Origin of the sequence: Bradyrhizobium sp. 170 (assembly GCF_023101085.1) — a bacterium.
GTDB lineage: Bacteria > Pseudomonadota > Alphaproteobacteria > Rhizobiales > Xanthobacteraceae > Bradyrhizobium.
On record NZ_CP064703.1, the window covers coordinates 185,767 to 207,961 of the forward strand.

Annotated in this window: 19 protein-coding genes; 15 read left to right on the top strand and 4 right to left on the bottom strand. The window is 63.0% G+C overall.

Annotation, left to right across the window (positions count from 1 at the left end; genetic code table 11):
* Nucleotides 1–17 precede the first annotated feature (17 nt).
* The 8 genes from sucC to IVB05_RS00950 all read left to right on the top strand — a co-directional run bounded on the left by sucC (nt 18) and on the right by IVB05_RS00950 (nt 10,072).
* A complete protein-coding gene (sucC, locus tag IVB05_RS00915; protein ID WP_247782592.1) occupies nt 18–1,214 on the top strand; it encodes an ADP-forming succinate--CoA ligase subunit beta in 1,197 nt (398 codons plus the stop codon).
* Nucleotides 1,215–1,216: 2 nt separating this feature from the next.
* Nucleotides 1,217–1,693 (top strand): DUF1579 family protein, encoded by a 477-nt coding sequence (locus IVB05_RS00920; RefSeq protein WP_247782593.1) that lies wholly within the window; start codon nt 1,217–1,219, stop codon nt 1,691–1,693.
* A gap of 39 nt (nt 1,694–1,732) precedes the next feature.
* The gene (gene sucD / locus IVB05_RS00925) at nt 1,733–2,617 is read left to right on the top strand and encodes a succinate--CoA ligase subunit alpha (protein WP_247782594.1); all 885 of its coding nucleotides are present in this window, start codon (nt 1,733–1,735) and stop codon (nt 2,615–2,617) included.
* Nucleotides 2,618–2,751: 134 nt separating this feature from the next.
* Nucleotides 2,752–5,709: a 2-oxoglutarate dehydrogenase E1 component gene (locus IVB05_RS00930; RefSeq protein ID WP_247782595.1), complete on the top strand. Its 2,958-nt coding sequence runs from the start codon at nt 2,752–2,754 to the stop codon at nt 5,707–5,709.
* Between the two features lie 166 nt (nt 5,710–5,875).
* Entirely contained in the window at nt 5,876–7,111 is a 1,236-nt protein-coding gene (odhB, locus tag IVB05_RS00935; protein WP_247782596.1) for a 2-oxoglutarate dehydrogenase complex dihydrolipoyllysine-residue succinyltransferase, read from the top strand.
* Between the two features lie 82 nt (nt 7,112–7,193).
* Nucleotides 7,194–7,940: an SDR family oxidoreductase gene (locus IVB05_RS00940; protein ID WP_247782597.1), complete on the top strand. Its 747-nt coding sequence runs from the start codon at nt 7,194–7,196 to the stop codon at nt 7,938–7,940.
* 34 nt (nt 7,941–7,974) lie between these two features.
* On the top strand, nt 7,975–9,378 hold the full coding sequence (lpdA, locus tag IVB05_RS00945; RefSeq protein WP_247782598.1) for a dihydrolipoyl dehydrogenase: 1,404 nt from the start codon (nt 7,975–7,977) through the stop codon (nt 9,376–9,378).
* 163 nt (nt 9,379–9,541) lie between these two features.
* The gene (locus IVB05_RS00950) at nt 9,542–10,072 is read left to right on the top strand and encodes a hypothetical protein (protein WP_247782599.1); all 531 of its coding nucleotides are present in this window, start codon (nt 9,542–9,544) and stop codon (nt 10,070–10,072) included.
* A 91-nt stretch (nt 10,073–10,163) separates the two neighbouring features.
* On the opposite strand, the gene IVB05_RS00955 is transcribed toward IVB05_RS00950, so the two are convergent.
* Nucleotides 10,164–10,754, bottom strand: a complete 591-nt coding sequence (locus IVB05_RS00955; RefSeq protein WP_247782600.1) for a DUF4337 domain-containing protein — start codon at nt 10,752–10,754, stop codon at nt 10,164–10,166.
* A gap of 123 nt (nt 10,755–10,877) precedes the next feature.
* Between IVB05_RS00955 and IVB05_RS00960 the strand changes: the two genes are divergently transcribed.
* Nucleotides 10,878–11,336, top strand: a complete 459-nt coding sequence (locus IVB05_RS00960) for a hypothetical protein (protein ID WP_247782601.1) — start codon at nt 10,878–10,880, stop codon at nt 11,334–11,336.
* Between the two features lie 240 nt (nt 11,337–11,576).
* On the opposite strand, the gene IVB05_RS00965 is transcribed toward IVB05_RS00960, so the two are convergent.
* Nucleotides 11,577–12,548: a tyrosine recombinase XerC gene (locus IVB05_RS00965; protein WP_247782602.1), complete on the bottom strand. Its 972-nt coding sequence runs from the start codon at nt 12,546–12,548 to the stop codon at nt 11,577–11,579.
* Nucleotides 12,549–12,678: 130 nt separating this feature from the next.
* Here IVB05_RS00965 and IVB05_RS00970 point away from each other — a divergent pair, with 130 nt between their 5' ends.
* The gene (locus tag IVB05_RS00970; protein WP_247782603.1) at nt 12,679–14,889 is read left to right on the top strand and encodes a primosomal protein N'; all 2,211 of its coding nucleotides are present in this window, start codon (nt 12,679–12,681) and stop codon (nt 14,887–14,889) included.
* A 31-nt stretch (nt 14,890–14,920) separates the two neighbouring features.
* On the opposite strand, the gene IVB05_RS00975 is transcribed toward IVB05_RS00970, so the two are convergent.
* Nucleotides 14,921–15,655: an MSMEG_1061 family FMN-dependent PPOX-type flavoprotein gene (locus tag IVB05_RS00975; protein WP_247782604.1), complete on the bottom strand. Its 735-nt coding sequence runs from the start codon at nt 15,653–15,655 to the stop codon at nt 14,921–14,923.
* Between the two features lie 140 nt (nt 15,656–15,795).
* Nucleotides 15,796–16,272, bottom strand: coding sequence for a septal ring lytic transglycosylase RlpA family protein (locus IVB05_RS00980; protein WP_247782605.1), 477 nt, complete (start codon nt 16,270–16,272; stop codon nt 15,796–15,798).
* Nucleotides 16,273–16,928: 656 nt separating this feature from the next.
* On the opposite strand from IVB05_RS00980, the gene IVB05_RS00985 reads away from it, so the two are divergent.
* The 5 genes from IVB05_RS00985 to IVB05_RS01005 all read left to right on the top strand — a co-directional run bounded on the left by IVB05_RS00985 (nt 16,929) and on the right by IVB05_RS01005 (nt 22,020).
* Nucleotides 16,929–17,489, top strand: a complete 561-nt coding sequence (locus tag IVB05_RS00985; protein ID WP_247782606.1) for a F0F1 ATP synthase subunit delta — start codon at nt 16,929–16,931, stop codon at nt 17,487–17,489.
* Nucleotides 17,489–19,018, top strand: a complete 1,530-nt coding sequence (gene atpA, locus IVB05_RS00990; RefSeq protein WP_247782607.1) for a F0F1 ATP synthase subunit alpha — start codon at nt 17,489–17,491, stop codon at nt 19,016–19,018. Before IVB05_RS00985 ends, atpA begins: the two co-directional genes overlap by 1 nt.
* Before the next feature lie 120 nt (nt 19,019–19,138).
* Nucleotides 19,139–20,017 (top strand): F0F1 ATP synthase subunit gamma, encoded by an 879-nt coding sequence (locus IVB05_RS00995; protein ID WP_247782608.1) that lies wholly within the window; start codon nt 19,139–19,141, stop codon nt 20,015–20,017.
* A gap of 59 nt (nt 20,018–20,076) precedes the next feature.
* The gene (gene atpD, locus IVB05_RS01000) at nt 20,077–21,519 is read left to right on the top strand and encodes a F0F1 ATP synthase subunit beta (protein ID WP_247782609.1); all 1,443 of its coding nucleotides are present in this window, start codon (nt 20,077–20,079) and stop codon (nt 21,517–21,519) included.
* Nucleotides 21,520–21,612: 93 nt separating this feature from the next.
* The gene (locus tag IVB05_RS01005) at nt 21,613–22,020 is read left to right on the top strand and encodes a F0F1 ATP synthase subunit epsilon (RefSeq protein ID WP_247782610.1); all 408 of its coding nucleotides are present in this window, start codon (nt 21,613–21,615) and stop codon (nt 22,018–22,020) included.
* Nucleotides 22,021–22,195: the final 175 nt, after the last annotated feature.

Below are 22,195 nucleotides of genomic sequence, written 5' to 3' on the forward strand. Positions count from 1 at the left end.
TTTTGGGGAGCGTCCAGATGAATATCCATGAATACCAGGCCAAGGCTCTGCTGCATGAATTCGGCGTGCCGATTTCGCGCGGCGTGCCGGTGTTGAAGGCCTCGGATTCTGAAGCCGCCGCCAAGCAGCTCCCCGGCCCGGTCTGGGTGGTAAAGAGCCAGATCCATGCCGGCGGCCGCGGCAAGGGCAAGTTCAAGGAGGCTAGCGCCGGCGACAAGGGCGGCGTCCGCATCGCCAAGTCGGTCGCCGAGGTCAACGAATTCGCCAAGCAGATGCTGGGCGCGACCCTGGTCACGATCCAGACCGGCGCGCACGGCAAGCAGGTCAACCGCCTCTACATCGAGGACGGCTCCGACATCGACAAGGAGTTCTACCTCTCGATCCTGGTCGACCGCGAAACTTCCGAAGTGTCGTTCGTGGTTTCGACCGAAGGCGGCGTCAACATCGAGGAAGTCGCGCACAACAACCCGGAAAAGATCGTGACCTTCTCGGTCGATCCGGCGACCGGCATCATGGGCCACCACGGCCGGACTGTCGCGAAGGCGCTCAATCTCTCCGGCGATCTCGCCAAGCAGGCCGAGAAGCTGGTCGCGCAGCTCTATAACGCCTTCACCGCCAAGGACATGGCGATGCTGGAAATCAATCCGCTGGTTGTCACCAAGCAGGGCCAGCTCCGCGTGCTCGATGCGAAAGTGTCGTTCGACGACAACGCCATGTATCGCCATCCCGAAGTCGCAGCATTGCGTGACGAGACCGAAGAGGACGCCAAGGAAATCGAGGCGTCGAAATACGATCTCAATTACGTCACGCTCGATGGCACCATCGGCTGCATGGTCAACGGCGCCGGCCTTGCGATGGCGACCATGGACATCATCAAGCTCTACGGCATGGAGCCGGCCAACTTCCTCGACGTCGGCGGCGGCGCCAGCAAGGAGAAGGTGGCGGCGGCCTTCAAGATCATCACCGCCGATCCCAATGTGAAGGGCATCCTGGTCAACATCTTCGGCGGCATCATGAAGTGCGATATCATCGCCGAAGGCGTGGTTGCTGCCGTGAAGGAAGTCGGCCTGAAAGTGCCGCTGGTCGTGCGGCTCGAAGGCACCAATGTCGACGCCGGCAAGAAGATCATTCGCGACTCCGGCCTCAACGTGGTGCCCGCCGACAATCTCGACGACGCCGCACAGAAAATCGTGAAAGCCGTCAAGGGAGGCTAGCAATGGCTGACCATCTCGCTGCACCGACACCGCTGGAGGAACACCGCAAGCTCGAGGTGTTTGCGGGCGAGTGGGCCGGCGAGGAAGTGGTCTATCCGTCGCGCTGGACCGCCGGCGGTCCGGCGACCTCGCATGTGGTCGCGCGGATGGATCTCAACGGCTTCTACCTGATCCAGGACGCCCGCCAGATGCGCGACGGCAAGGAGACCTTCGCCACCCACGGCGTGTTCACCTACGACCGCGACGACCGGCACTACAAATTATTCTGGCACGATTCGCTCGGCTACTACTCGCCGGCGCCGGCCTCCGGCGGCTGGACCGGCAAGACGTTGATCCTCGTGCGCGGCTCGCTGCGTGGCAATGCGCGCCATGTCTATGAAGTCGTCGACAACGACAACTACACCATGAAGATCCAGTTCTCGCCCGATGCCGAAGGATGGGCCGACGTGCTCACCGGCGTTTACCGGCGGATTCACTAAACCCATCGTTCCCGATCACCTACGAAAGCGTTCTCAATCATGTCCGTTCTGATCGACAAGAATACCAAAGTCATCTGCCAGGGTTTTACGGGCAAGAACGGCACGTTCCATTCGGAAGCCGCGGTCGCGTACGGCACCAAGATGGTCGGCGGCACCTCGCCGGGTAAGGGCGGATCGACGCATCTCGGTCTGCCGGTGTTCGACACCGTTGCGGAAGCCCGCGAGAAGACAGGGGCGGACGCAAGCGTCATCTACGTGCCGCCGCCGGGTGCGGCGGACGCGATCTGCGAAGCGATCGATGCGGAAATTCCGCTGATCGTTTGCATCACCGAGGGCATTCCGGTGCTCGACATGGTCCGCGTGAAGCGCTCGTTGTCGGGATCGAAATCGCGCCTGATCGGGCCGAACTGCCCGGGCGTGATGACCGCGGGCGAGTGCAAGATCGGCATCATGCCGGCCAACATCTTCAAGCCGGGCAGCGTCGGGATCGTTTCGCGGTCGGGCACGTTGACCTACGAAGCCGTGTTCCAGACCACCCAGGAAGGCCTCGGCCAGACCACCGCGGTCGGCATCGGCGGCGACCCGGTCAAGGGCACCGAATTCATCGACGTGCTGGAGATGTTCCTGGCCGACCCAAAAACCACCTCGATCATCATGATCGGTGAAATCGGCGGTTCCGCCGAGGAAGATGCCGCCCAGTTCATCAAGGACGAGGCCAAGCGGGGCCGGAAGAAGCCGATGGTTGGCTTCATCGCCGGCGTCACGGCCCCTCCCGGCCGCCGCATGGGCCATGCCGGCGCGATCATCTCCGGCGGCAAGGGCGACGCCGGATCCAAGACGACGGCCATGGAAGCGGCCGGAATTACGGTCTCTCCGTCGCCGGCGCGGCTCGGACATACTCTTGCCGAAAAATTGAAATCTTAATTCAATTCTTGGTTCTTTTCGGGGCGAAGTTTCGCATTAAATAGGGTAAGGGGTACTTTATCCCGCTGATCCGGTTTCCGGATCGGCGATGCGCCGTCTTCTACGCGCAAACCGAAAATCACCAGGACGCCATCATGTCTCGCCAGGACGCGAATGCAGCATTTGCCCTCTCTTCGTTTTTGCAGGGCACCAACGCCACCTACATCGACGACCTCTATGCCCGCTACGAGCAGAACCCCGCGTCGGTCGACGCCGAGTGGCAGGAATTCTTCAAGAGCCTGAAAGACACCTCGGCCGACGTCCAGAAGAACGCCGAGGGCCCGTCCTGGGGCCGCGACAACTGGCCGCTCACCCCGCGCGACGAACTGACCTCGGCGCTGGACGGGAACTGGGTCACCGTCGAGAAGGCCGTCGGCACCAAGCTTGCCGCCAAGGCGCAGGTCAAGGGTGCCGAGCTGTCGGCCGCCGACGTCAACCAGGCGACGCGCGATTCGGTCCGCGCCTTGATGCTGATCCGCGCCTACCGCATGCGCGGTCATTTCCACGCCAAGCTCGATCCGCTCGGCATCGAGGCGCAGCGCGATCGCGAAGAGCTCGATCCGCGCACCTATGGCTTCACCGAAGCCGACTTCGACCGCAAGATCTTCCTCGACCACGTGCTCGGTCTCGAATACGGCAGCTTGCGCGAAATCGTCGCGATCTGCGAGCGCACCTACTGCCAGACGCTCGGCGTCGAGTTCATGCACATCTCCAACGCTGCGCAGAAGGCCTGGATCCAGGAGCGCATCGAGGGGCCGGACAAGGAAATCAGTTTTACGCGTGAGGGACGCCGCGCGATCCTCAACAAGCTGGTCGAAGCCGAAGGCTTTGAAAAGTTCTGCGATCTCAAGTTCACGGGCACCAAGCGTTTCGGCCTCGACGGCGCTGAATCGCTGATTCCGGCGCTCGAACAGATCATCAAGCGCGGCGGCAATCTCGGCGTGAAGGAGATCGTGCTCGGCATGCCGCATCGCGGCCGCCTCAACGTGCTGACCCAGGTCATGGGCAAGCCGCACCGCGCGCTGTTTCATGAATTCAAGGGTGGCTCCGCCAACCCGGACGCGGTCGAAGGCTCCGGCGACGTCAAATACCATCTCGGCGCGTCGTCCGACCGCGAGTTCGACAACAACAAGATCCATCTGTCGCTGACCGCGAACCCGTCGCATCTGGAAATCGTCGATCCCGTCGTGCTCGGCAAGGTTCGCGCCAAGCAGGACCAGCACGGCGATCCGCCGGACATGCGCATCTCCGTGCTGCCGATGCTGATGCATGGCGACGCGGCGTTCGCCGGCCAGGGCGTGGTGGCGGAATGCTTCAGCCTGTCCGACCTGAAGGGCTACCGCACCGGCGGCTCGCTGCATTTCATCGTCAACAACCAGATCGGCTTCACCACCTATCCGCGCTATTCGCGTTCCTCGCCCTATCCGTCCGATGTGGCGAAGATGATCGACGCACCGATCTTCCATGTGAACGGCGACGATCCGGAGGCGGTGGTGTTCGCGGCCAAGGTCGCGATCGAATTCCGGCAGAAATTCCACAAGCCGGTCGTCATCGACATGTTCTGCTATCGCCGCCATGGCCACAACGAGGGCGACGAGCCGGCGTTCACCCAGCCGGTGATGTACAAGCGCATCGCCTCGCATCCCTCGACGCTGGAGATCTACGCCAGGCGGCTGATCGCCGACGGCGTGATGACCGAGGGCGAGGTCGAAAAGGCCAAGGCCGACTGGCGCGCGCGGCTCGATGCCGAGCTCGAGGCCGGCTCCGGCTACAAGCCCAACAAGGCCGACTGGCTCGACGGCAAGTGGGCCGGCTTCAAGTCCGCCGACCAGGAAGAGGAGGCCCGCCGCGGCGTCACCGGCGTCGACGTCAACATCCTCAAGGATATCGGGCGCAAGATCACCAAGGTGCCGGACGGCTTCCGGGTTCACCGCACCATCCAGCGTTTCCTGGAAAACCGCGCCAAGGCCATCGACAACGGCGTCGGCATCGACTGGGCGACCGGCGAGGCGCTGGCGTTCTGCACGCTGCTGCAGGAAGGCCGCCATGTCCGGCTGTCGGGCCAGGACTCAGAGCGCGGCACGTTTTCGCAGCGCCACTCGGTGCTGATCGACCAGGAAGACGAGAGCCGCTACACGCCGTTCAACCACCTCGGCCACGACCAGGGCCATTACGAGGTCATCAACTCGCTGTTGTCCGAAGAGGCGGTGCTCGGCTTCGAGTACGGTTATTCGCTGGCCGAGCCGAAGGCGCTGGCGATGTGGGAAGCGCAGTTCGGCGACTTCGCCAACGGCGCCCAGGTGCTGTTCGACCAGTTCATCTCGTCGGGCGAACGCAAATGGCTGCGCATGTCCGGCCTCGTCTGCCTGCTGCCGCATGGCTATGAAGGGCAGGGGCCGGAGCATTCCTCGGCGCGGCTCGAGCGTTTCCTGCAGATGTGCGCCGAAGACAATATGCAGGTGGTGTATCCCACTACGCCTGCGAATTACTTCCACGTGCTGCGGCGCCAGTTGCATCGCGAAATCCGCAAGCCCCTGATCATGATGACGCCGAAGTCGCTGTTGCGGCACAAGCGCGCGGTCTCGCAGCTCGACGAATTGGGGGCGGACACCACCTTCCACCGCATCCTGTATGATGACGCCCAGATGCGGCCCGACGAGAAGACCAGGCTCACGCCGGACGACAAGATCCGCCGTGTCGTGCTGTGCTCGGGCAAGGTCTATTACGATCTCTACGAGGAGCGCGAGAAGCGCGGCATCGACGACATCTACATCATGCGCGTCGAGCAGCTCTATCCGGTGCCGCTCAAGGCGCTGGTGCAGGAGCTTGCACGCTTCAAGAACGCCGAAGTGGTCTGGTGCCAGGAAGAGCCGCGCAACATGGGGGCGTGGCACTTCATCGAGCCCTATCTCGAATGGGTGTTGAACCAGATCCATGCGCCGAACCGGCGTCCGCGTTACGCCGGTCGCGCCGCCTCGGCCGCAACCGCCACCGGTTTGATGTCGAAGCACCAGGCGCAGCTCAAGGCGATGCTGGATGAGGCGCTGAATTAATTGTCACTCGTCATGCCCCCGCCTTATGCGCAATTGCGCACTGGGGCGGGGCATCCAGTACACCGTCGATTCATATGACCGTCCCGGAGTACTGGATCGTCCACCCCGCTGCGCAATGGCGCACAAGGCGGACGATGGCGGCCCAAACTACTGAGGAAAAAATACCATGACTGAAATTCGTGTTCCGACGCTCGGCGAGTCCGTGACGGAAGCCACCATCGGCCGCTGGTTCAAGAAGGCCGGTGACGCCGTGGCTGTAGACGAGCCGCTGGTCGAGCTCGAGACCGACAAGGTCACCATCGAAGTGCCGGCGCCGTCAGCCGGTGTGCTCGGCGAGATCGCGGCCAAGGACGGCGAGACCGTCGCCGTCGGCGCGCTGCTCGGGCAGATCAATGAAGGTGCGGGCGGCGGCGCCAAGTCAGCCGCGCCCGCCAAGGCCGCCGCCCCGGCTGCAGCGCCCGCCGCCGCGCCTGCTGCGGCTCCGAAGGCTGTGGCAGCGGATGCGCCGCTGGCGCCGTCGGTTCGAAAGCTCTCCGCCGAAAGCGGCATCGATGCCGCGACCGTGCCGGGCTCCGGCAAGGACGGCCGCGTCACCAAGGGCGACATGCTGGCCGCGATCGAGAAGGCGGCGTCCGCGCCGACGCCGGTCAATCAGCCGGCCGCATCCGTACAGGTGCGCGCGCCGTCGCCGGCTGACGATGCCGCGCGCGAGGAGCGCGTGAAGATGACGCGGCTGCGCCAGACCATCGCGCGGCGGCTGAAGGACGTGCAGAACACGGCTGCGATGCTGACGACCTTCAACGAGGTCGACATGACGCACATCATGGCGATGCGCACACAATACAAGGACGTGTTCGAGAAGAAGCATGGCAACAAGCTCGGCTTCATGGGCTTCTTCACCAAGGCCGTGGTGCAGGCGCTGAAGGATATCCCGGCCGTCAACGCCGAGATCGACGGCACTGATTTGATCTACAAGAACTACTACCACATCGGCGTCGCCGTCGGCACCGACAAGGGTCTCGTTGTGCCCGTGGTGCGCGACTGCGACCACAAGTCGATCTCCGACATCGAAAAGGGAATCGCCGATTTCGGCCGCCGTGCCCGCGATGGCCAGCTCAAGATCGACGAGATGCAGGGCGGCACCTTCACCATCACCAATGGCGGCATCTACGGCTCGCTGATGTCGACGCCGATCCTGAACGCGCCGCAGTCCGGCATCCTCGGCATGCACAAGATCCAGGAGCGGCCGATGGTGGTCGCCGGCAAGATCGAGGTGCGCCCGATGATGTATCTGGCACTGTCCTACGATCACCGCGTGATCGACGGCAAGGAAGCGGTGACGTTCCTGGTCCGCGTCAAGGAAAGCCTGGAAGACCCCGCACGTCTGGTGCTGGATCTCTAACGCTACCGGCTTTGCCCGCGCCGGTGCGAAAGGCCGGCGCTGCGAGCCATGGATCGATGCGCGCCGACTTGTGGGGGCTGATATGACGGACAAGGTTGTTGTGATCACCGGCGGCAGCCGCGGCATCGGCCGCGCCACCGCGCTCGCTGCCGCCGCGCGCGGCTTTCGCGTGGTTGTCGGTTACGCCAGCAACGAGGCGGCGGCGAAGGAAGTCGTTGCCTCGATCGAGCGCAAGAACGGCAAGGCGATCGCGGTGAAATGCGATGTTGGCAGCGAGGCGGACATTCTCGCGCTGTTTGCCGCCGCTGACGAATTCGGAACGCTCGGTGCGCTCGTCAACAATGCCGGCATCGTCGGCCCGTCGGCGCGGGTCGAGGATATGTCGGCCGAACGCATTCAGCGCATGATGGCGGTCAACGTCACCGGCAGCATCCTGTGTGCGCGTGAAGCCGTGAAGCGGATGTCGACGCGCAAGGGCGGCGAGGGCGGCGTCATCGTCAATCTTTCCTCGGTCGCGGCGAAACTCGGCTCCCCTAATACGTATGTCGATTATGCGGCTTCCAAGGGCGCGGTGGATTCCTTCACTGTCGGCCTCGGTCATGAAGTCGCCGGCGAGGGCATTCGCGTGGCCGCGATTCGCCCCGGGCTGATCGATACCGAGATTCATGCTTCCGGCGGCGAACCCGATCGCGCGCACCGGCTGGCGCACATGGTGCCGATGCAGCGCGTCGGCACCGCGGATGAAATCGCCAACGCCATCGTCTGGCTGATCTCGGACGAGGCGTCCTACGTCACCAGCGCCATCCTTGATGTCTCGGGTGGGCGGTAATACCTGACACGTTTCTCAGCTACAGGACTTCATCATGGCTTCCTACGATCTCGTCGTCATCGGCACCGGCCCGGGCGGATATGTCTGCGCGGTGCGCGCGGCGCAACTCGGCATGAAGGTCGCCGTGGTCGAGAAGAACGCGGCACTCGGCGGCACCTGCCTCAATGTCGGCTGCATGCCGTCGAAGGCGCTGCTGCATGCTTCCGAAATGTTCGAGGAGGCCGGGCACTCCTTTGCCAAGATGGGCGTCAGCGTTTCCACGCCAAAACTCGATTTGCCGTCGATGATGAACTTCAAGCAGCAGGGCATTGACGGCAACGTCAAGGGCGTCGAGTTCCTGATGAAGAAGAACAAGATCGATGTCATCAGCGGCAAGGGCAAGATCCTCGGCGCGGGCAAGGTCGAGGTCACTGGCAGTGACGGCAAGGCGCAGACGGTCGAGACCAAGAACATAGTCATTGCCACCGGCTCCGATATCGCGCGGCTGAAGGGCATCGAGATCGACGAGAAGCGCGTGGTGTCGTCGACCGGCGCGCTGTCGCTGGAGAAAGTGCCGGAGAAGCTTCTGATCATCGGCGCCGGTGTAATCGGACTCGAGCTTGGCTCGGTCTGGAAACGGCTCGGCGCTGAGGTCATGGTGGTCGAATTCTTGGATCGCATCCTGCCCGGCATGGATGGTGAGGTCGCCAAGCAATTCCAGCGCATGCTCGAAAAGCAGGGCTTTGCGTTCAAGCTCGGCGCCAAGGTTACCGGCGTCGATACATCGGGCAAGATGTTGAAGGCCAGTGTCGAACCGGCAGCCGGCGGACCGGCAGAGACGCTCGAAACCGACGTGGTGCTGGTCTGCATCGGCCGCGTGCCCTACACCGAAGGGCTCGGCCTGAAGGAAGCCGGCATCGCGCTCGACAATCGCGGCCGCGTGCAGATCGACGCGCATTTCGCAACCACCGTGAAGGGCGTCTATGCGATCGGCGACGTCGTCGCCGGCCCAATGCTCGCGCACAAGGCCGAGGACGAAGGTGTCGCCTGCGCCGAGATCATCGCCGGCCAGGCCGGCCACGTGAACTACGACGTTATTCCAGGCGTGGTGTATACCACGCCGGAAGTGTCGTCGGTCGGCAAGACCGAGGAAGAACTGAAGCAGGCCGGCGTCGCCTACACCTCCGGCAAGTTTCCGTTCACCGCCAATGGTCGCTCCAAGGTCAACCAGACCACTGACGGTTTCGTGAAGATTCTCGCAGATGCGAAGACTGACCGCGTGCTCGGCGTGCACATCGTCGGCCGCGAAGCCGGCGAAATGATCCACGAAGCCTGCGTTCTGATGGAGTTTGGCGGCTCCGCCGAAGATCTGGCGCGCACGTGCCATGCCCATCCGACCCGCTCGGAAGCTATCAAGGAAGCCGCGCTTGCGGTCGGCAAACGCGCCATCCATATGTGATCGGAACCCGGTACATACCGGGTAGAGCATGATTGAAGAAGCGGGTATCCGCCTTCTCTCGCGACAAACGCTGAATGCGTTTGCGCGGAGATCATGCTTTAAACAAAGAGATGGGGCGGAATGACGCTGGAATGAACGTCATTGCGCTCCAGAGACACAATAGATGATGCGCCGCCTGTTACAGCCGTTCTGGGTCCTGCTTGCGGTCATCTTTCTGATCGAAGCTTGGCTATGGGATCATCTCGAGCCGATCGTCGAGCGCATCGTTGCGCGGATCCCGCTGCGCGCCTTCAAGCAATGGCTGTCCGATCGCGTCGACACGCTTTCGCCGGCGATGACGCTGATCGTATTCGCGGTGCCGGTGATTCCGCTGTTTCCGCTCAAGCTGGTCGGCCTCTGGTTGCTGGCGAATGAATACTGGCTGAGCGCCGTTGTCGTCATCGTGTTCGGGAAACTCGTCGGCGTCGGCGTCACCGCCTTCATCTTCGACGTGACGCGTTCGAAGCTCCTGCAAATGGCGTGGTTCAAGACGATTTATGAATTCATCATGGCGATGCGCGCCAAGGCGGCGGCCCTGGTCCAGCCGATCAAGCAGCGCATTCGTGAAATGCTGCGTGGCGACGGCGAGGGCTGGTCGTCGCGGACGCTGAAATTGATCGCGCGTTTCCGCAAGAGCGTGCACGAAGCGCGGTGACGCCTTCGCTCTTGTCGTCACCCGCCTTGTGCGCAATTGCGCACAAGGCGGGGCATGACAGGGCAGCGCGCGCTAACCGCTCCGCGGAAGTTCAATGCAAATGCAAGAGATGCGGCGCGTAGAGGCCGAGCGCGGTGATCGCGATGCCCGCGATCGCCAATATGCCTGACACCCAGGCCAGAGCGATCATGCCGGTGATGATGGTGGCCGAGGCCAGCACGATGCCGATCTGGAAGGCGGCCGAGGCGATTTCATAGTGGTGATACTTTGCCGTTGCGTCGTCGCGCTGGTGCTCGGCATGCTTGGCGCGTGCGGCGAGCTGTTCCGAACCCTCCCCGGTTTCCGGCTCCGAACGGTAACGCGCCGCGGTCTTGTTCCAGTCGTCGATCTGCTTTTGCAAGGCCGCTTTCGCAGCATCGTCGCCGATGGTCCCCAGGCTGAGCTTGGCGTGCTCCGCGGTGGCCTGAACCGTGGTGCGGCGGATGCTCTTGGCCTGGAAGAACGCCCACAGGTTCGAGGCCTCGACGTTCTTGCTGATGGCTTCGGTCTGCGCGCCCTTGCCCAGCGTTTCCGACAGCGCCAGAAACAAGGCGATCACGGCGATCAGCAACGCGATCTTCTTGTTCGAGCCCGAAGCGTGCTCGGCATGCTCCGCATGCTCCATACTTTCATGTGCGCCCATGTTGTCCCTCTCCAGTGAAATCCAGGTTCACGATTGCCGAACGGCCTGTTCAACGCAAGAGTTAAGCGGATTTTGGGCCTGTTCATTAATGGATTGTTCTATCCGTATTTCTAAGCCCTCAATATGACAACCGCCGATTTCGTCGCGGCATGCTTTTGGCCGCTGGTCATTCTCTTGGCCGTGTTGCTGAACACCGTGCGCGATCCGGTGCTGTTGCGGTCGATCGGCCTTGTCGCAGTGCTCTTCGGTCTGAGCTACGGCATGCTGTGGGTCGTATATGGCCGTAGTTCAATGGTTGCCATCGTCGACTGGTATCTGTTTCTGTTCGCCCTCGGATTTGGGCTGGTCTGGTGGGGATTGCGGGAGTGGCATCTCTTCCGCTCGATTCCGAAATCGACATTGAGGGCTTGCGCCGCCGTATTTGGCGGTGTCGCTCTCGTCTTCTTTATGGGCAAGATACTGATCCAGGATTTCTTCCAGCCACCGATCGTGCTCGAAGGCCGGGTTCGGAATGTGCGCGGGCAAGGCGCGCGCCATGTCGAAATGTCGAACACCTCGCCGACATGGCCGGCCGCACGGTAAAGGTGACGCCCCCCCTTTATGAGCGGCTCAAATTCCTGCCGGTCGTCCGCATGGAGGTCGGTCGCGGATCGGACTATGTGTACCGGATTGAGTATCTAGCCAATTAGAGCGGGATGAGATCAGGCCGGGCTGTGACGACGGGCCATCTCGTGCCCCGGACGCAAGCGGCCTGAGTGCTGCGAGCCGGGGTCCGTTCTACTTTGCATGGGGTTGTTTTCGATATTTTGTGTCTGGCCCCCGTTACCCCCGCGGATGTGCGCTCTTGTACACTTCCAGCAGCCGTTCACTGTCGATCCCGGTATAGATCTGCGTGGTCGAGAGCGAGGCGTGGCCGAGCAGTTCCTGGATCGCGCGCAAATCGCCGCCGCGGCTGAGCAGATGGGTTGCGAAGGAATGCCGCAGCGCATGGGGTGTGGCGCTGTCGGGCAGGCCGAGCGCGCCGCGCAGCCGCTCCATGGTGAGCTGGATGATTCGCGGCGATAATGGCCCGCCGCGCGCGCCGACGAAAATCGGACCGGCGGGGGGAAGCGAATGCGGGCACATAGCAACGTAATCGGCGATCAGCGCCAGCACGTTCTGCAGCACCGGCACCATCCGGGTCTTGTTGCCCTTGCCGGTGACGATGAGGACGTCGCCTTCGCCCGGCTTGGGCACGTCGCGCCGTTTCAGTCCCAGCGCCTCGGAGATGCGCAGGCCCGAACCGTAGAGCAGCGCCATCACGGCGGCATCGCGCGCCCAGATCCAGGGATCGCGCTCCTCGCCGGCGCGCTCGTCGGCATCCGCAAAGCGCTTGGCGGCGGCCATCTGGATCGGCTTCGGCAGGCTCTTTGCCACCTTGGGCGCGCGGATGGCGGACAGGGCGCCGACCTTGCCCTTGCCTTCGCGTTCCAGATAGCGCCCGAATGAACGCAGGCCCGCCAGCGCCCGCATCAGCGAGCGCCCGGCAATGTCGTCGGCGCGGCGCATCGCCATGAAGGCCCTGACATCGGTGGCCTCCAGCGCCGCAAACCCTTTCAGCGTGACCTTCCTGCCCCAGTGCTGGCTGAGGAAAACGAGGCATTGGCGGAGGTCACGGGCGTAGGCTTCGAGCGTCTTTGGCGACAGCCGCCGCTCGGCGCGCAGATGCGTCAGCCAGCGCGCCATCTCCAGCGCGAAGCCTTCATCGGCGCAGTCGAGCTCGATCGGTTGTGGCGTCGGAACTTCCTTGGCCATGGCCCTGCCTTTTGCCTGACTTGGCAGGCGGTGATTCCAGCCATTATATCGCACCTCCTTCGTTTACCGTTCGCTAACTTGGCGGCGCGGCGCTAGCCTTGCCCTGGACACCTCAAGCCCGATTCCCCTGATGGACCACGCCACCCGCGAGACCTCCTCTTCCGCATCGGCGACCCGCGTCGTCGACGTGCTGGTGCCGGTCGCGCTCAACCAGAATTATTCCTACCGCGTGCCGCGCGGCATGGCGCTGAAGCCCGGCGACGTCGTCTGCGTGCCGCTGGGGCCGCGCGAGGTGGTGGCGGTGGTGTGGGCGGAGAACGCCAATCCCGATCCGCGCCTGCACAACCGGCTGAAGGATGTCGGCGAAAAGCTCGATGTGCCGCCGCTGAAAGAGGAACTGCGCAGCCTCGTCGATTGGGTCGCCAACTACACGCTCTCCGCGCGCGGCATGGTGCTGCGCATGGCCTTGCGGATGGGCGAAAATCTCGGGCCTGAGCGGATGCGCCTCGGCGTGCGGCTGGTGGGTGAGCCGCCACGGCGTTTGACGCCGGCGCGGCGTCGGCTGATCGAGGTGCTGTCGGATGGCCTGCTGCACGGCAAGTCCGAAGCGGCGCGGGAAGCCGGCGTCAGTGGCGGTGTGGTCGATGGCCTGGTCGATGAGGGAACGCTCGCCGTCGAGGCGATGCCGCCGCCCTTAGCGCCGCCCGCGCCCGATCCGTCCTACGCGCAGCCGGAGTTTTCTCCCCAGCAACGCACGGCCGTTGACGCGATGCGCGCACTCGCGGCCAATGGCAGCTTTCACGTCGCGCTGCTCGACGGCGTTACGGGCTCCGGCAAGACCGAAGTCTATTTCGAGGCGATTGCCGAAATCATTCGCCGCGGAAAACAGACGCTGATCCTGATGCCCGAGATCGCGCTGACCGGACAATTCCTCGACCGTTTTGCCCAGCGCTTCGGCGTGCGTCCCTTGGAATGGCATTCCGAACTGACGCCGCGCACCCGGCAGCGCAATTGGGCGGCGATATCGGCGGGCGAAGCGCCGGTCGTGATCGGCGCGCGCTCGGCGCTGTTTCTGCCCTATGCGGATCTGGGCCTGATCATCGTCGATGAAGAGCACGACCAGGCCTACAAGCAGGACGATGGCGCGCATTACCACGCCCGCGACATGGCGGTGGTGCGCGCGCATATCGCCAAAATTCCGATCGTGCTGGCGTCCGCGACGCCGTCGGTCGAAACCGAAGTCAACGCGCGCAAGGGCCGTTATCAGCGCGTCGCGCTGCCGTCGCGCTTCGGCGGACAGCACATGCCGCATATCGAGGCGATCGACCTGCGCCGCGCGCCGCCGCCGCGCGGCCGCTTCATCTCGCCGCCACTCGCCGAACAGATTCAGTTCGCGATCGAGAAACGCGAGCAGGCGCTATTGTTCCTCAACCGCCGCGGCTATGCGCCGCTGACCTTGTGTCGGGCCTGCGGTCACCGCTTTGCCTGCACGATCTGCGACGCCTGGCTGGTGGATCATCGATTTCGCCAGCGTCTGGTCTGTCACCATTGCGGCTTCTCGATGCCGCGCCCGAACATCTGCCCGCATTGCCAGGCCGAGGAATCCCTCGTCGCGGTCGGCCCCGGCGTCGAGCGGCTGCAGGAAGAGGCGGCCTCGCTGTTTCCGAATGCGCGCACCATGGTGCTGTCGAGCGATCTCATCACCTCGATCGAGACCATGCGCAGCGAGCTGAACGAAATCGCGGAAGGCCGCGTCGACATCATCGTCGGCACGCAACTGGTGGCGAAAGGGCATAATTTTCCGCGGCTTAATCTGGTCGGCGTGGTCGATGCGGATTTGGGCCTCGGCAATGGCGATCCGCGCGCCGCCGAGCGGACGTTCCAGTTGCTCAACCAGGTGATCGGGCGCGCGGGACGCGAGCAGGGCCGCGGCGTCGGCTACCTGCAAACCCATCAGCCCGAACATCCCGTGATGAAGGCGCTGGTCGCAAGCGATCGCGAGGCGTTCTATGCCAGCGAGATCGAGGCGCGCGAACGCGCCGGCTATCCACCGTTCGGCCGGCTCGCCAGCCTGATCATCTCCGCCGGCGACCGCCCGACCGCGGAAGGCTTTGCGCGCAGGCTCGCGGCGGTCGCGCCGATCGACGAGCGCATTCAGGTGCTGGGGCCTGCCGAGGCGCCGCTTGCCGTCATCAAGGGCCGCTACCGGTTCCGGCTTTTGGTGAAGTCGCTGCGCAATGTCGATCTGTCGGAATATTTGCGCGAATGGCTAGCCGCCGGTCCGAAGACCAAGGGCAACCTCAAGCTCGAAGTCGACGTCGACCCGCAGAGCTTTTTGTGAGCGTCATCGCCCTCAATCGGGAAGGCGCTGGTCAACCATTCGACCACAGATTGGTCGTGTATCCCGTCTCGACAAAGGCGTCGATTTTCGCCGCCTGATCCTCGTCGCCGCCGGTCCGGGCCGCAAAAATCTTTCCGAACGAGATGCGCTTGGCTTCCGGCCAGCGGTCCGGTTCCCAGAGGTGCGATCGGATCACCGAACGCGCGCAGTGGAAATAGCACCGCTCGACGTGGATCCGGATGGCAAGCAGCGCCGGGCGACCTGGCTTGCCAAGTGTGGCCAACAGTTCGGCATCGTCAAAGATCTCTGCCCGGCCGGACAGCCGCAATGTCTCGCCGGTCCGGGGCCGCAGGAAGATCATGCCGATCCGCCCGGTCTCGAGGATGTTCTGCAGGCCGAACGCGAGGTTGTTGCCCGCCCTTTCGGGAAGCAGGACCGTTCTTTCGTCTTCGACGCGGACGAACCCGGGTTCGTCGCCCTTTGGAGACACTTCAATTGGCCCGTCGCGACCGGCCGTGGCCATCAGCCCAAACGGGCAGGTCTGGAGGAAGTCGATCGCCTGTTCGTCGAGGAAGGGAAGTATCTTGGCCTTGGTGGTCTCGCGCGGTTCGGGGAGAACGTTTCTCAGTTGCTCCACGGTTTTAACCTGGCTCATGCTTGCGATCTCGTCAGTGGGGTTGTGCCGACTGGCTGCGGAAGGCCGTGCGCCTGTCTTCCCGCGGAACCTAGCACGGTCCTCCTGACACCGTGGTGGCCAGAGCGGCACGGCAACAAGAATGCCTTTAACAAAAAAGGCCTGCCGTCATTTGCGACGGCAGGCCTTTGTTGCCGCGGAAAGCTCCGCGACGGTTACGCAACGCAACGCTTACTGACCTGATGGACCGGAAAACGGCGCGTAAGGCGCGCTTAAATGACCTCGGCGGTGACGTGGCCGACACCAGCACCGGTCAGGCCGACGGCGCGCGCGGCACCCGTGGACAGGTCGATCACGCGGCCCTTGATGAAGGGACCACGGTCATTGATCGTGACGACGACGCTCTGGCCACGATAGGTCACCCGGACCTTGGTGCCGAACGGCAGCGAGCGGTGGGCCGCGGTCATGGCGTTCTGATTGAAGCGCTGACCGGAAGCCGTCTTGCTGCCGGATTCATTGCCGTAAAAAGAAGCCTTCCCCGAGAAGGAGCCGGAAGAGCGGATCGCGGCATTGGCGTCCATCCAATTGCTCTTGGCCTTTTGGGCGTGATGGGAATGGTGGCGGTGATGCCTGGATTTGGCGGAGGCCTCCGAGATGCTGCCACCGACCAAGAGAGTTGCGGCGATCAAGGCGAGAGCCGTACGCGACCGGGTTAGAGTTCCCGGCACCAAATTATTGGTATTCAACATAAACTAGTCCCTCAGACAGTATTGTCACATGTGTGACAAGTGGAACCCCCGTCCCAGTTTCAGTGGTTGCCGTTTGGTGACGCAATGAGGCATGAATTGGGCAGTAAAGACGGTTTTTGGCCGGCTGACATATCTTGTTACTGAGATCAACTAATCAAACGATATTCCGTAATCTTGGACCTTAACGAAATTTTAACCAATTCGTTACTTATTATTACTTACAAATACTGTAATCCCCGTTAGGGCGAAGATTTGTTCAAGTAATGTTCAAATGAAAAGAATCGGACAGGTTCGTTCCGACCGCTCCGCTCATGCCCGCCATGCAAATTCGGGTGGAACCAACCTGGCCACGGCCGAAGTGCGATGTTGCGGGGGTGGCGCCGAAGGCGGATCTGGGACAGTTGATCGCTGTCAAAAACGACGCCTGCCCGGGCCTGAAAATTGACGTGCGACAAGGCATCGCCCGAGCGCGCGGTCATGTTGCACCTGCGCGCTCGCTATGTTAGCAAAGCCGCGATTTTAACGATCCCGGCACCTCGCGTGCCGGTCGAAAATCGAAGTCCCGCTTGAATTCCAAGGGCTTGGATCGCTAGGCGCCGCTACCCGTGGCGACGGTTTTTCCCTTGCGAGTTTGACAGCAAAAAAAGAGCGAGTCTGTGGCTGCTGAAGATCCGTCCGTTTCGGGAGTGTCCGGCCGTTATGCTACGGCCTTGTTCGAGTTGGCGCGTGACGAGAAATCCGTCGACGCGGTAAGGGCCGACCTCGATAGATTCGAGGCCATGCTGGCAGATAGCGCCGATCTGAAGCGCCTCGTCCGCAGCCCGGTCTTCTCGTCCGATGCGCAGTCGAAGGCGCTGGCCGCGGTGCTGGACAAGGCCGGAATTACCGGCACCTCTGCAAAATTCCTCAAAGTCCTGACGGCCAATCGCCGGCTGTTCGCCGTCACTGACGTGATCCGCGCCTTCCGTGCGCTGGTGGCGAAGTACAAGGGCGAGGCGACCGCCGACGTCACCGTCGCCGAACAGCTCAATGAAAAGAATCTCGACGCGCTGAAGACCGCACTGAAATCGGTGACGGGCAAGGACGTCGCGCTCAACGTGAAAGTCGATCCCTCCATTATCGGCGGCCTGGTGGTCAAGCTCGGCAGCCGCATGGTGGATAGTTCGCTTCGCACCAAACTCAATTCGATCAAGCACGCGATGAAAGAGGCAGGCTGATGGACATCCGCGCCGCGGAAATTTCCGCGATCCTCAAGGACCAGATCAAGAATTTCGGCCAGGAGGCTGAGGTTACCGAAGTCGGACAGGTGCTGTCCGTCGGTGACGGTATCGCCCGCGTCTATGGTCTGGACAACGTCCAGGCCGGCGAAATGGTCGAGTTCGAGAACGGCACGCGCGGCATGGCGCTGAACCTCGAAACCGACAACGTCGGTATCGTGATCTTCGGCGCCGACCGCGAGATCAAGGAAGGCCAGACCGTCAAGCGTACCCGCGCCATCGTGGACACGCCGGTCGGCAAGGGCCTGCTCGGCCGCGTCGTCGATGCGCTCGGCAATCCCATCGACGGCAAGGGTCCGATCCAGGCCGACAAGCGTATGCGTGTCGACGTCAAGGCACCCGGCATCATTCCGCGCAAGTCGGTGAACGAGCCGATGGCGACCGGCCTCAAGGCGATCGATGCGCTGATCCCGGTCGGCCGCGGCCAGCGCGAGCTGATCATCGGCGACCGCCAGACCGGAAAGACCGCGATCGCGCTCGACACCATTCTGAACCAGAAGCCGCTCAATGCGCAGCCGGACGAGAACATCAAGCTGTATTGCGTCTATGTCGCGATCGGCCAGAAGCGTTCGACCGTTGCCCAGTTCGTGAAGGTGCTGGAAGAGCAGGGCGCGCTGGAATATTCGATCATCGTCGCCGCCACCGCGTCCGATCCGGCGCCGATGCAGTACATCGCGCCGTTCACCGGCTGCACCATGGGCGAGTACTTCCGCGACAACGGCATGCACGCCGTCATCATCTATGACGATCTGTCCAAGCAGGCCGTCGCCTACCGCCAGATGTCGCTCCTGCTGCGCCGCCCGCCGGGCCGCGAAGCCTATCCCGGCGACGTGTTCTACCTGCACTCCCGCCTGCTCGAGCGCGCCGCCAAGCTCAACAAGGATCAGGGCTCGGGCTCGCTGACGGCGCTGCCGATCATCGAAACCCAGGCCAACGACGTGTCGGCCTACATCCCGACCAACGTGATTTCGATTACTGACGGTCAGATCTTCCTGGAAACCGATCTGTTCTTCCAGGGCATCCGTCCGGCAGTCAACGTCGGTCTGTCGGTGTCGCGCGTCGGATCGTCGGCGCAGACCAAGGCGATGAAGAAGGTCGCCGGCAAGATCAAGGGTGAGCTGGCGCAGTACCGCGAAATGGCGGCGTTCGCGCAGTTCGGCTCCGACCTCGACGCCTCGACGCAGCGCCTCTTGAACCGCGGCTCGCGCCTGACCGAACTCCTGAAGCAGCCGCAGTTCTCGCCGCTGAAGATGGAAGAGCAGGTTTGCGTGATCTGGGCTGGCACCAACGGCTATCTCGACGCGCTTCCGGTCGGCAAGATTCGGGCGTTCGAGGACGGCCTGCTGTCGCTGCTGCGCGGCAAGAATGTCGACATTCTCAACGGCATTCGTGACAGCCGCGATCTCTCCGACGATCTCGCCGGCAAGCTGAAGAGCGCGGTCGAAGGTTTCGCCAAGACGTTTGCTTGATGATTTGCCGTTGAGGCCCGGCGCTTTAGCCTGAAGACGCGCTTCGCGCTTTTGGCCGGGTCTAACAAAAGAGTGGCTTGCGGTCGGGTCTAAAGACCGGATCGCCGGGGTGAACTAAGAATGGCTTCCCTTAAAGACATGCGGGTCCGCATCGCCTCGACCAAGGCGACGCAGAAGATCACCAAGGCGATGCAGATGGTCGCGGCTTCCAAGCTGCGCCGTGCGCAAACCGCTGCCGAAGCGGCGCGGCCCTACGCCGAAAAGATGGACGCGGTGATTTCCAATGTTGCATCCGCCGCGGCAGGTTCGCCCGGCGCCCCGGCGCTGCTGGCCGGTACCGGCAGGGATCAGGTGCATCTGCTGCTGGTGTGCACCGGCGAGCGCGGACTGTCCGGCGCCTTCAATTCGTCGATCGTGCGTCTGGCGCGCGAGCGTGCGCTGTCGCTGATCGGCCAGGGCAAAGAGGTCAAGATTTTCTGCGTCGGCCGCAAGGGCTACGAGCAGCTCCGCCGCACCTTCGAGAAGAACATCGTCGAGCACGTCGACCTGCGCTCGGTTCGCCAGCTCGGCTTCGTCAATGCCGAAGACATCGCCAAGAAGGTTCTGGCGCGCTTCGACGCCGGCGAGTTCGACGTCTGCACGCTGTTCTATTCACGCTTCAAATCCGTGATCTCGCAGATCCCGACCGCCCAGCAGATTATTCCGCTGGTGGTGGAAGCGCCGGCAGCGAATGCCGGCCCGGCCACGTCTTACGAATACGAGCCGGAAGAGGACGAGATCCTGACGCGCCTGCTGCCGCGCAATCTCGCGGTGCAGATCTTCCGTGCGCTCCTGGAAAACAACGCTTCGTTCTACGGCGCGCAGATGAGCGCGATGGATAACGCCACCCGCAATGCCGGCGACATGATCCGCAAGCAGACCCTGATTTACAACCGAACCCGTCAGGCCATGATCACCAAGGAGCTGATTGAAATCATCTCCGGCGCCGAGGCGATGTAACGGCGACAGGCACGATCAAACTGACGGTTGTCTAGATACGAATTCGAAGGAGAGAGTTTATGGCCACACCCGCCAACCAGACCGGACGCATCACCCAGGTCATCGGCGCCGTCGTCGACGTGCAGTTCGAGGGGCACCTGCCCGCCATTCTGAACGCGATCGAGACCAAGAACGGTGGCAACCGTCTGGTGCTCGAAGTGGCGCAGCATCTCGGCGAATCCACGGTGCGCACCATCGCGATGGACACCACCGAGGGTCTGGTCCGCGGCCAGGAAGTCACCGACACCGGCAACCCGATCATGGTGCCGGTCGGCGCCGGCACGCTCGGCCGCATCATCAACGTGATCGGCGAGCCGATCGATGAAGCTGGCCCGGTGGTTTCGGAAGGCATGCGCGCCATCCACCAGGAAGCGCCGACCTATACCGACCAGTCCACCGAAGCTGAAATTCTCGTCACCGGCATCAAGGTCGTCGACCTCTTGGCGCCTTACGCCAAGGGCGGCAAGATCGGCCTGTTCGGCGGCGCCGGCGTCGGCAAGACCGTGCTGATTCAGGAACTGATCAACAACGTCGCCAAGGCTCATGGCGGCTACTCGGTGTTCGCCGGCGTCGGCGAGCGGACCCGCGAAGGCAATGACCTCTATCACGAGTTCATCGACTCCAAGGTCAACGCCGATCCGAAAAATCCTGAGGCGGGCGTGAAGTCGAAATGCGCGCTGGTGTTCGGCCAGATGAACGAACCCCCGGGCGCCCGCGCCCGCGTCGGCCTCACCGGTCTGACCGTCGCCGAGCACTTCCGCGATCAGGGCCAGGACGTGCTGTTCTTCGTCGACAACATCTTCCGCTTCACCCAGGCAGGCTCCGAAGTGTCGGCGCTGCTCGGCCGTATCCCTTCGGCCGTGGGTTATCAGCCGACGCTCGCCACCGACATGGGCGCGCTGCAGGAGCGCATCACCACGACGCATAAGGGCTCGATCACCTCGGTGCAGGCGATCTACGTGCCGGCCGACGACTTGACCGACCCGGCGCCTGCGACCTCGTTCGCCCATCTTGATGCGACCACGGTGCTGAACCGCGCGATCTCGGAAAAGGGCATCTATCCGGCGGTGGATCCGCTCGACTCGACGTCGCGCATGCTCTCGCCGCTCGTCGTCGGTGAGTTGCACTACGAGACCGCGCGTATGGTCCAGCAGGTGCTGCAGAAGTACAAATCGCTGCAGGACATCATCGCCATTCTCGGCATGGACGAACTGTCCGAAGAGGACAAGGTCGCCGTCGCCCGCGCCCGCAAGATCGAGCGCTTCCTGTCGCAGCCGTTCTTCGTCGCCGAAGTCTTCACCGGCTCGCCCGGCAAGTTCGTCGATCTCGCCGACACCATCAAGGGCTTCCGTGCGATTTGCGAAGGCAAGTACGATCACCTCCCGGAAGCGGCCTTCTATATGGTCGGCACCATCGAAGAAGCCGTCGAGAAGGGCAAGAAGCTCGCGGCTGAAGCAGCCTAAGGGGTGAATAGCGAATAGGGAGTGGCGAATAGTTGAGAGCCACCCCCTTCCTTCACTACTCGCCATTCGCCACTCGCTATTCGCAGGTTCTCCATGGCTACCTTTCACTTCGATCTCGTTTCGCCCGAAAAGCTCGCCTTCTCCGGCGAAGTCGATCAGGTTGACGTTCCCGGCGTGGAAGGCGATTTCGGCGTGCTGTCCGGACATGCGCCGGTCGTCGCGGCCATTCGCCCGGGCATCCTGACCATCACCAGCGGCGGGGCCCATCAGAAGGTCATCGTGCTCGGCGGCCTCGCCGAGATGTCGGACAACGGCCTCACCGTGCTCGCCGATGTCGCCACCTCGATACAGGATGTCGATCGGGCGCAGTTCGCCGAGACGATTGCCGAGATGGAAGCGAAGCTCGCCGAGAAGGAAGGCTCCGAGCTCGATCGTGCCATCGAGCGGCTCGATCACTTCAAGGGCATCCAGCAGGAACTCAGTTCGACGGCTATGCACTAGCCCCGGGGCACCGCTCCGGGGCGCCATGAAGGCCCGAATACGCCAGCGCTCGTCATTCCCCGACGGGCGCTGAATTTTTTGCGGCGGGTGTTTTTCTCGCAAAGTGGTCCCCGCCGTCGCCCGGAACCGCTATGGTTGTGCCCGGGAACTTCTGGCGGCATTCTGCCGCGGATTG

Coding starts and splice junctions, on each gene's coding strand:
- lpdA (WP_247782598.1), top strand. CDS start 7,975: ATGGCTTCCTACGATCTCGTCGTCATCGGCACCGGCCCGGGCGGATAT.
- IVB05_RS00930 (WP_247782595.1), top strand. CDS start 2,752: ATGTCTCGCCAGGACGCGAATGCAGCATTTGCCCTCTCTTCGTTTTTG.
- IVB05_RS00950 (WP_247782599.1), top strand. CDS start 9,542: ATGATGCGCCGCCTGTTACAGCCGTTCTGGGTCCTGCTTGCGGTCATC.
- atpA (WP_247782607.1), top strand. CDS start 17,489: ATGGACATCCGCGCCGCGGAAATTTCCGCGATCCTCAAGGACCAGATC.
- IVB05_RS01005 (WP_247782610.1), top strand. CDS start 21,613: ATGGCTACCTTTCACTTCGATCTCGTTTCGCCCGAAAAGCTCGCCTTC.
- IVB05_RS00970 (WP_247782603.1), top strand. CDS start 12,679: ATGGACCACGCCACCCGCGAGACCTCCTCTTCCGCATCGGCGACCCGC.
- IVB05_RS00965 (WP_247782602.1), bottom strand. CDS start 12,548: ATGGCCAAGGAAGTTCCGACGCCACAACCGATCGAGCTCGACTGCGCC.
- IVB05_RS00920 (WP_247782593.1), top strand. CDS start 1,217: ATGGCTGACCATCTCGCTGCACCGACACCGCTGGAGGAACACCGCAAG.
- sucC (WP_247782592.1), top strand. CDS start 18: ATGAATATCCATGAATACCAGGCCAAGGCTCTGCTGCATGAATTCGGC.
- sucD (WP_247782594.1), top strand. CDS start 1,733: ATGTCCGTTCTGATCGACAAGAATACCAAAGTCATCTGCCAGGGTTTT.
- odhB (WP_247782596.1), top strand. CDS start 5,876: ATGACTGAAATTCGTGTTCCGACGCTCGGCGAGTCCGTGACGGAAGCC.
- IVB05_RS00940 (WP_247782597.1), top strand. CDS start 7,194: ATGACGGACAAGGTTGTTGTGATCACCGGCGGCAGCCGCGGCATCGGC.
- IVB05_RS00955 (WP_247782600.1), bottom strand. CDS start 10,754: ATGGGCGCACATGAAAGTATGGAGCATGCGGAGCATGCCGAGCACGCT.
- atpD (WP_247782609.1), top strand. CDS start 20,077: ATGGCCACACCCGCCAACCAGACCGGACGCATCACCCAGGTCATCGGC.
- IVB05_RS00960 (WP_247782601.1), top strand. CDS start 10,878: ATGACAACCGCCGATTTCGTCGCGGCATGCTTTTGGCCGCTGGTCATT.
- IVB05_RS00980 (WP_247782605.1), bottom strand. CDS start 16,272: ATGTTGAATACCAATAATTTGGTGCCGGGAACTCTAACCCGGTCGCGT.
- IVB05_RS00995 (WP_247782608.1), top strand. CDS start 19,139: ATGGCTTCCCTTAAAGACATGCGGGTCCGCATCGCCTCGACCAAGGCG.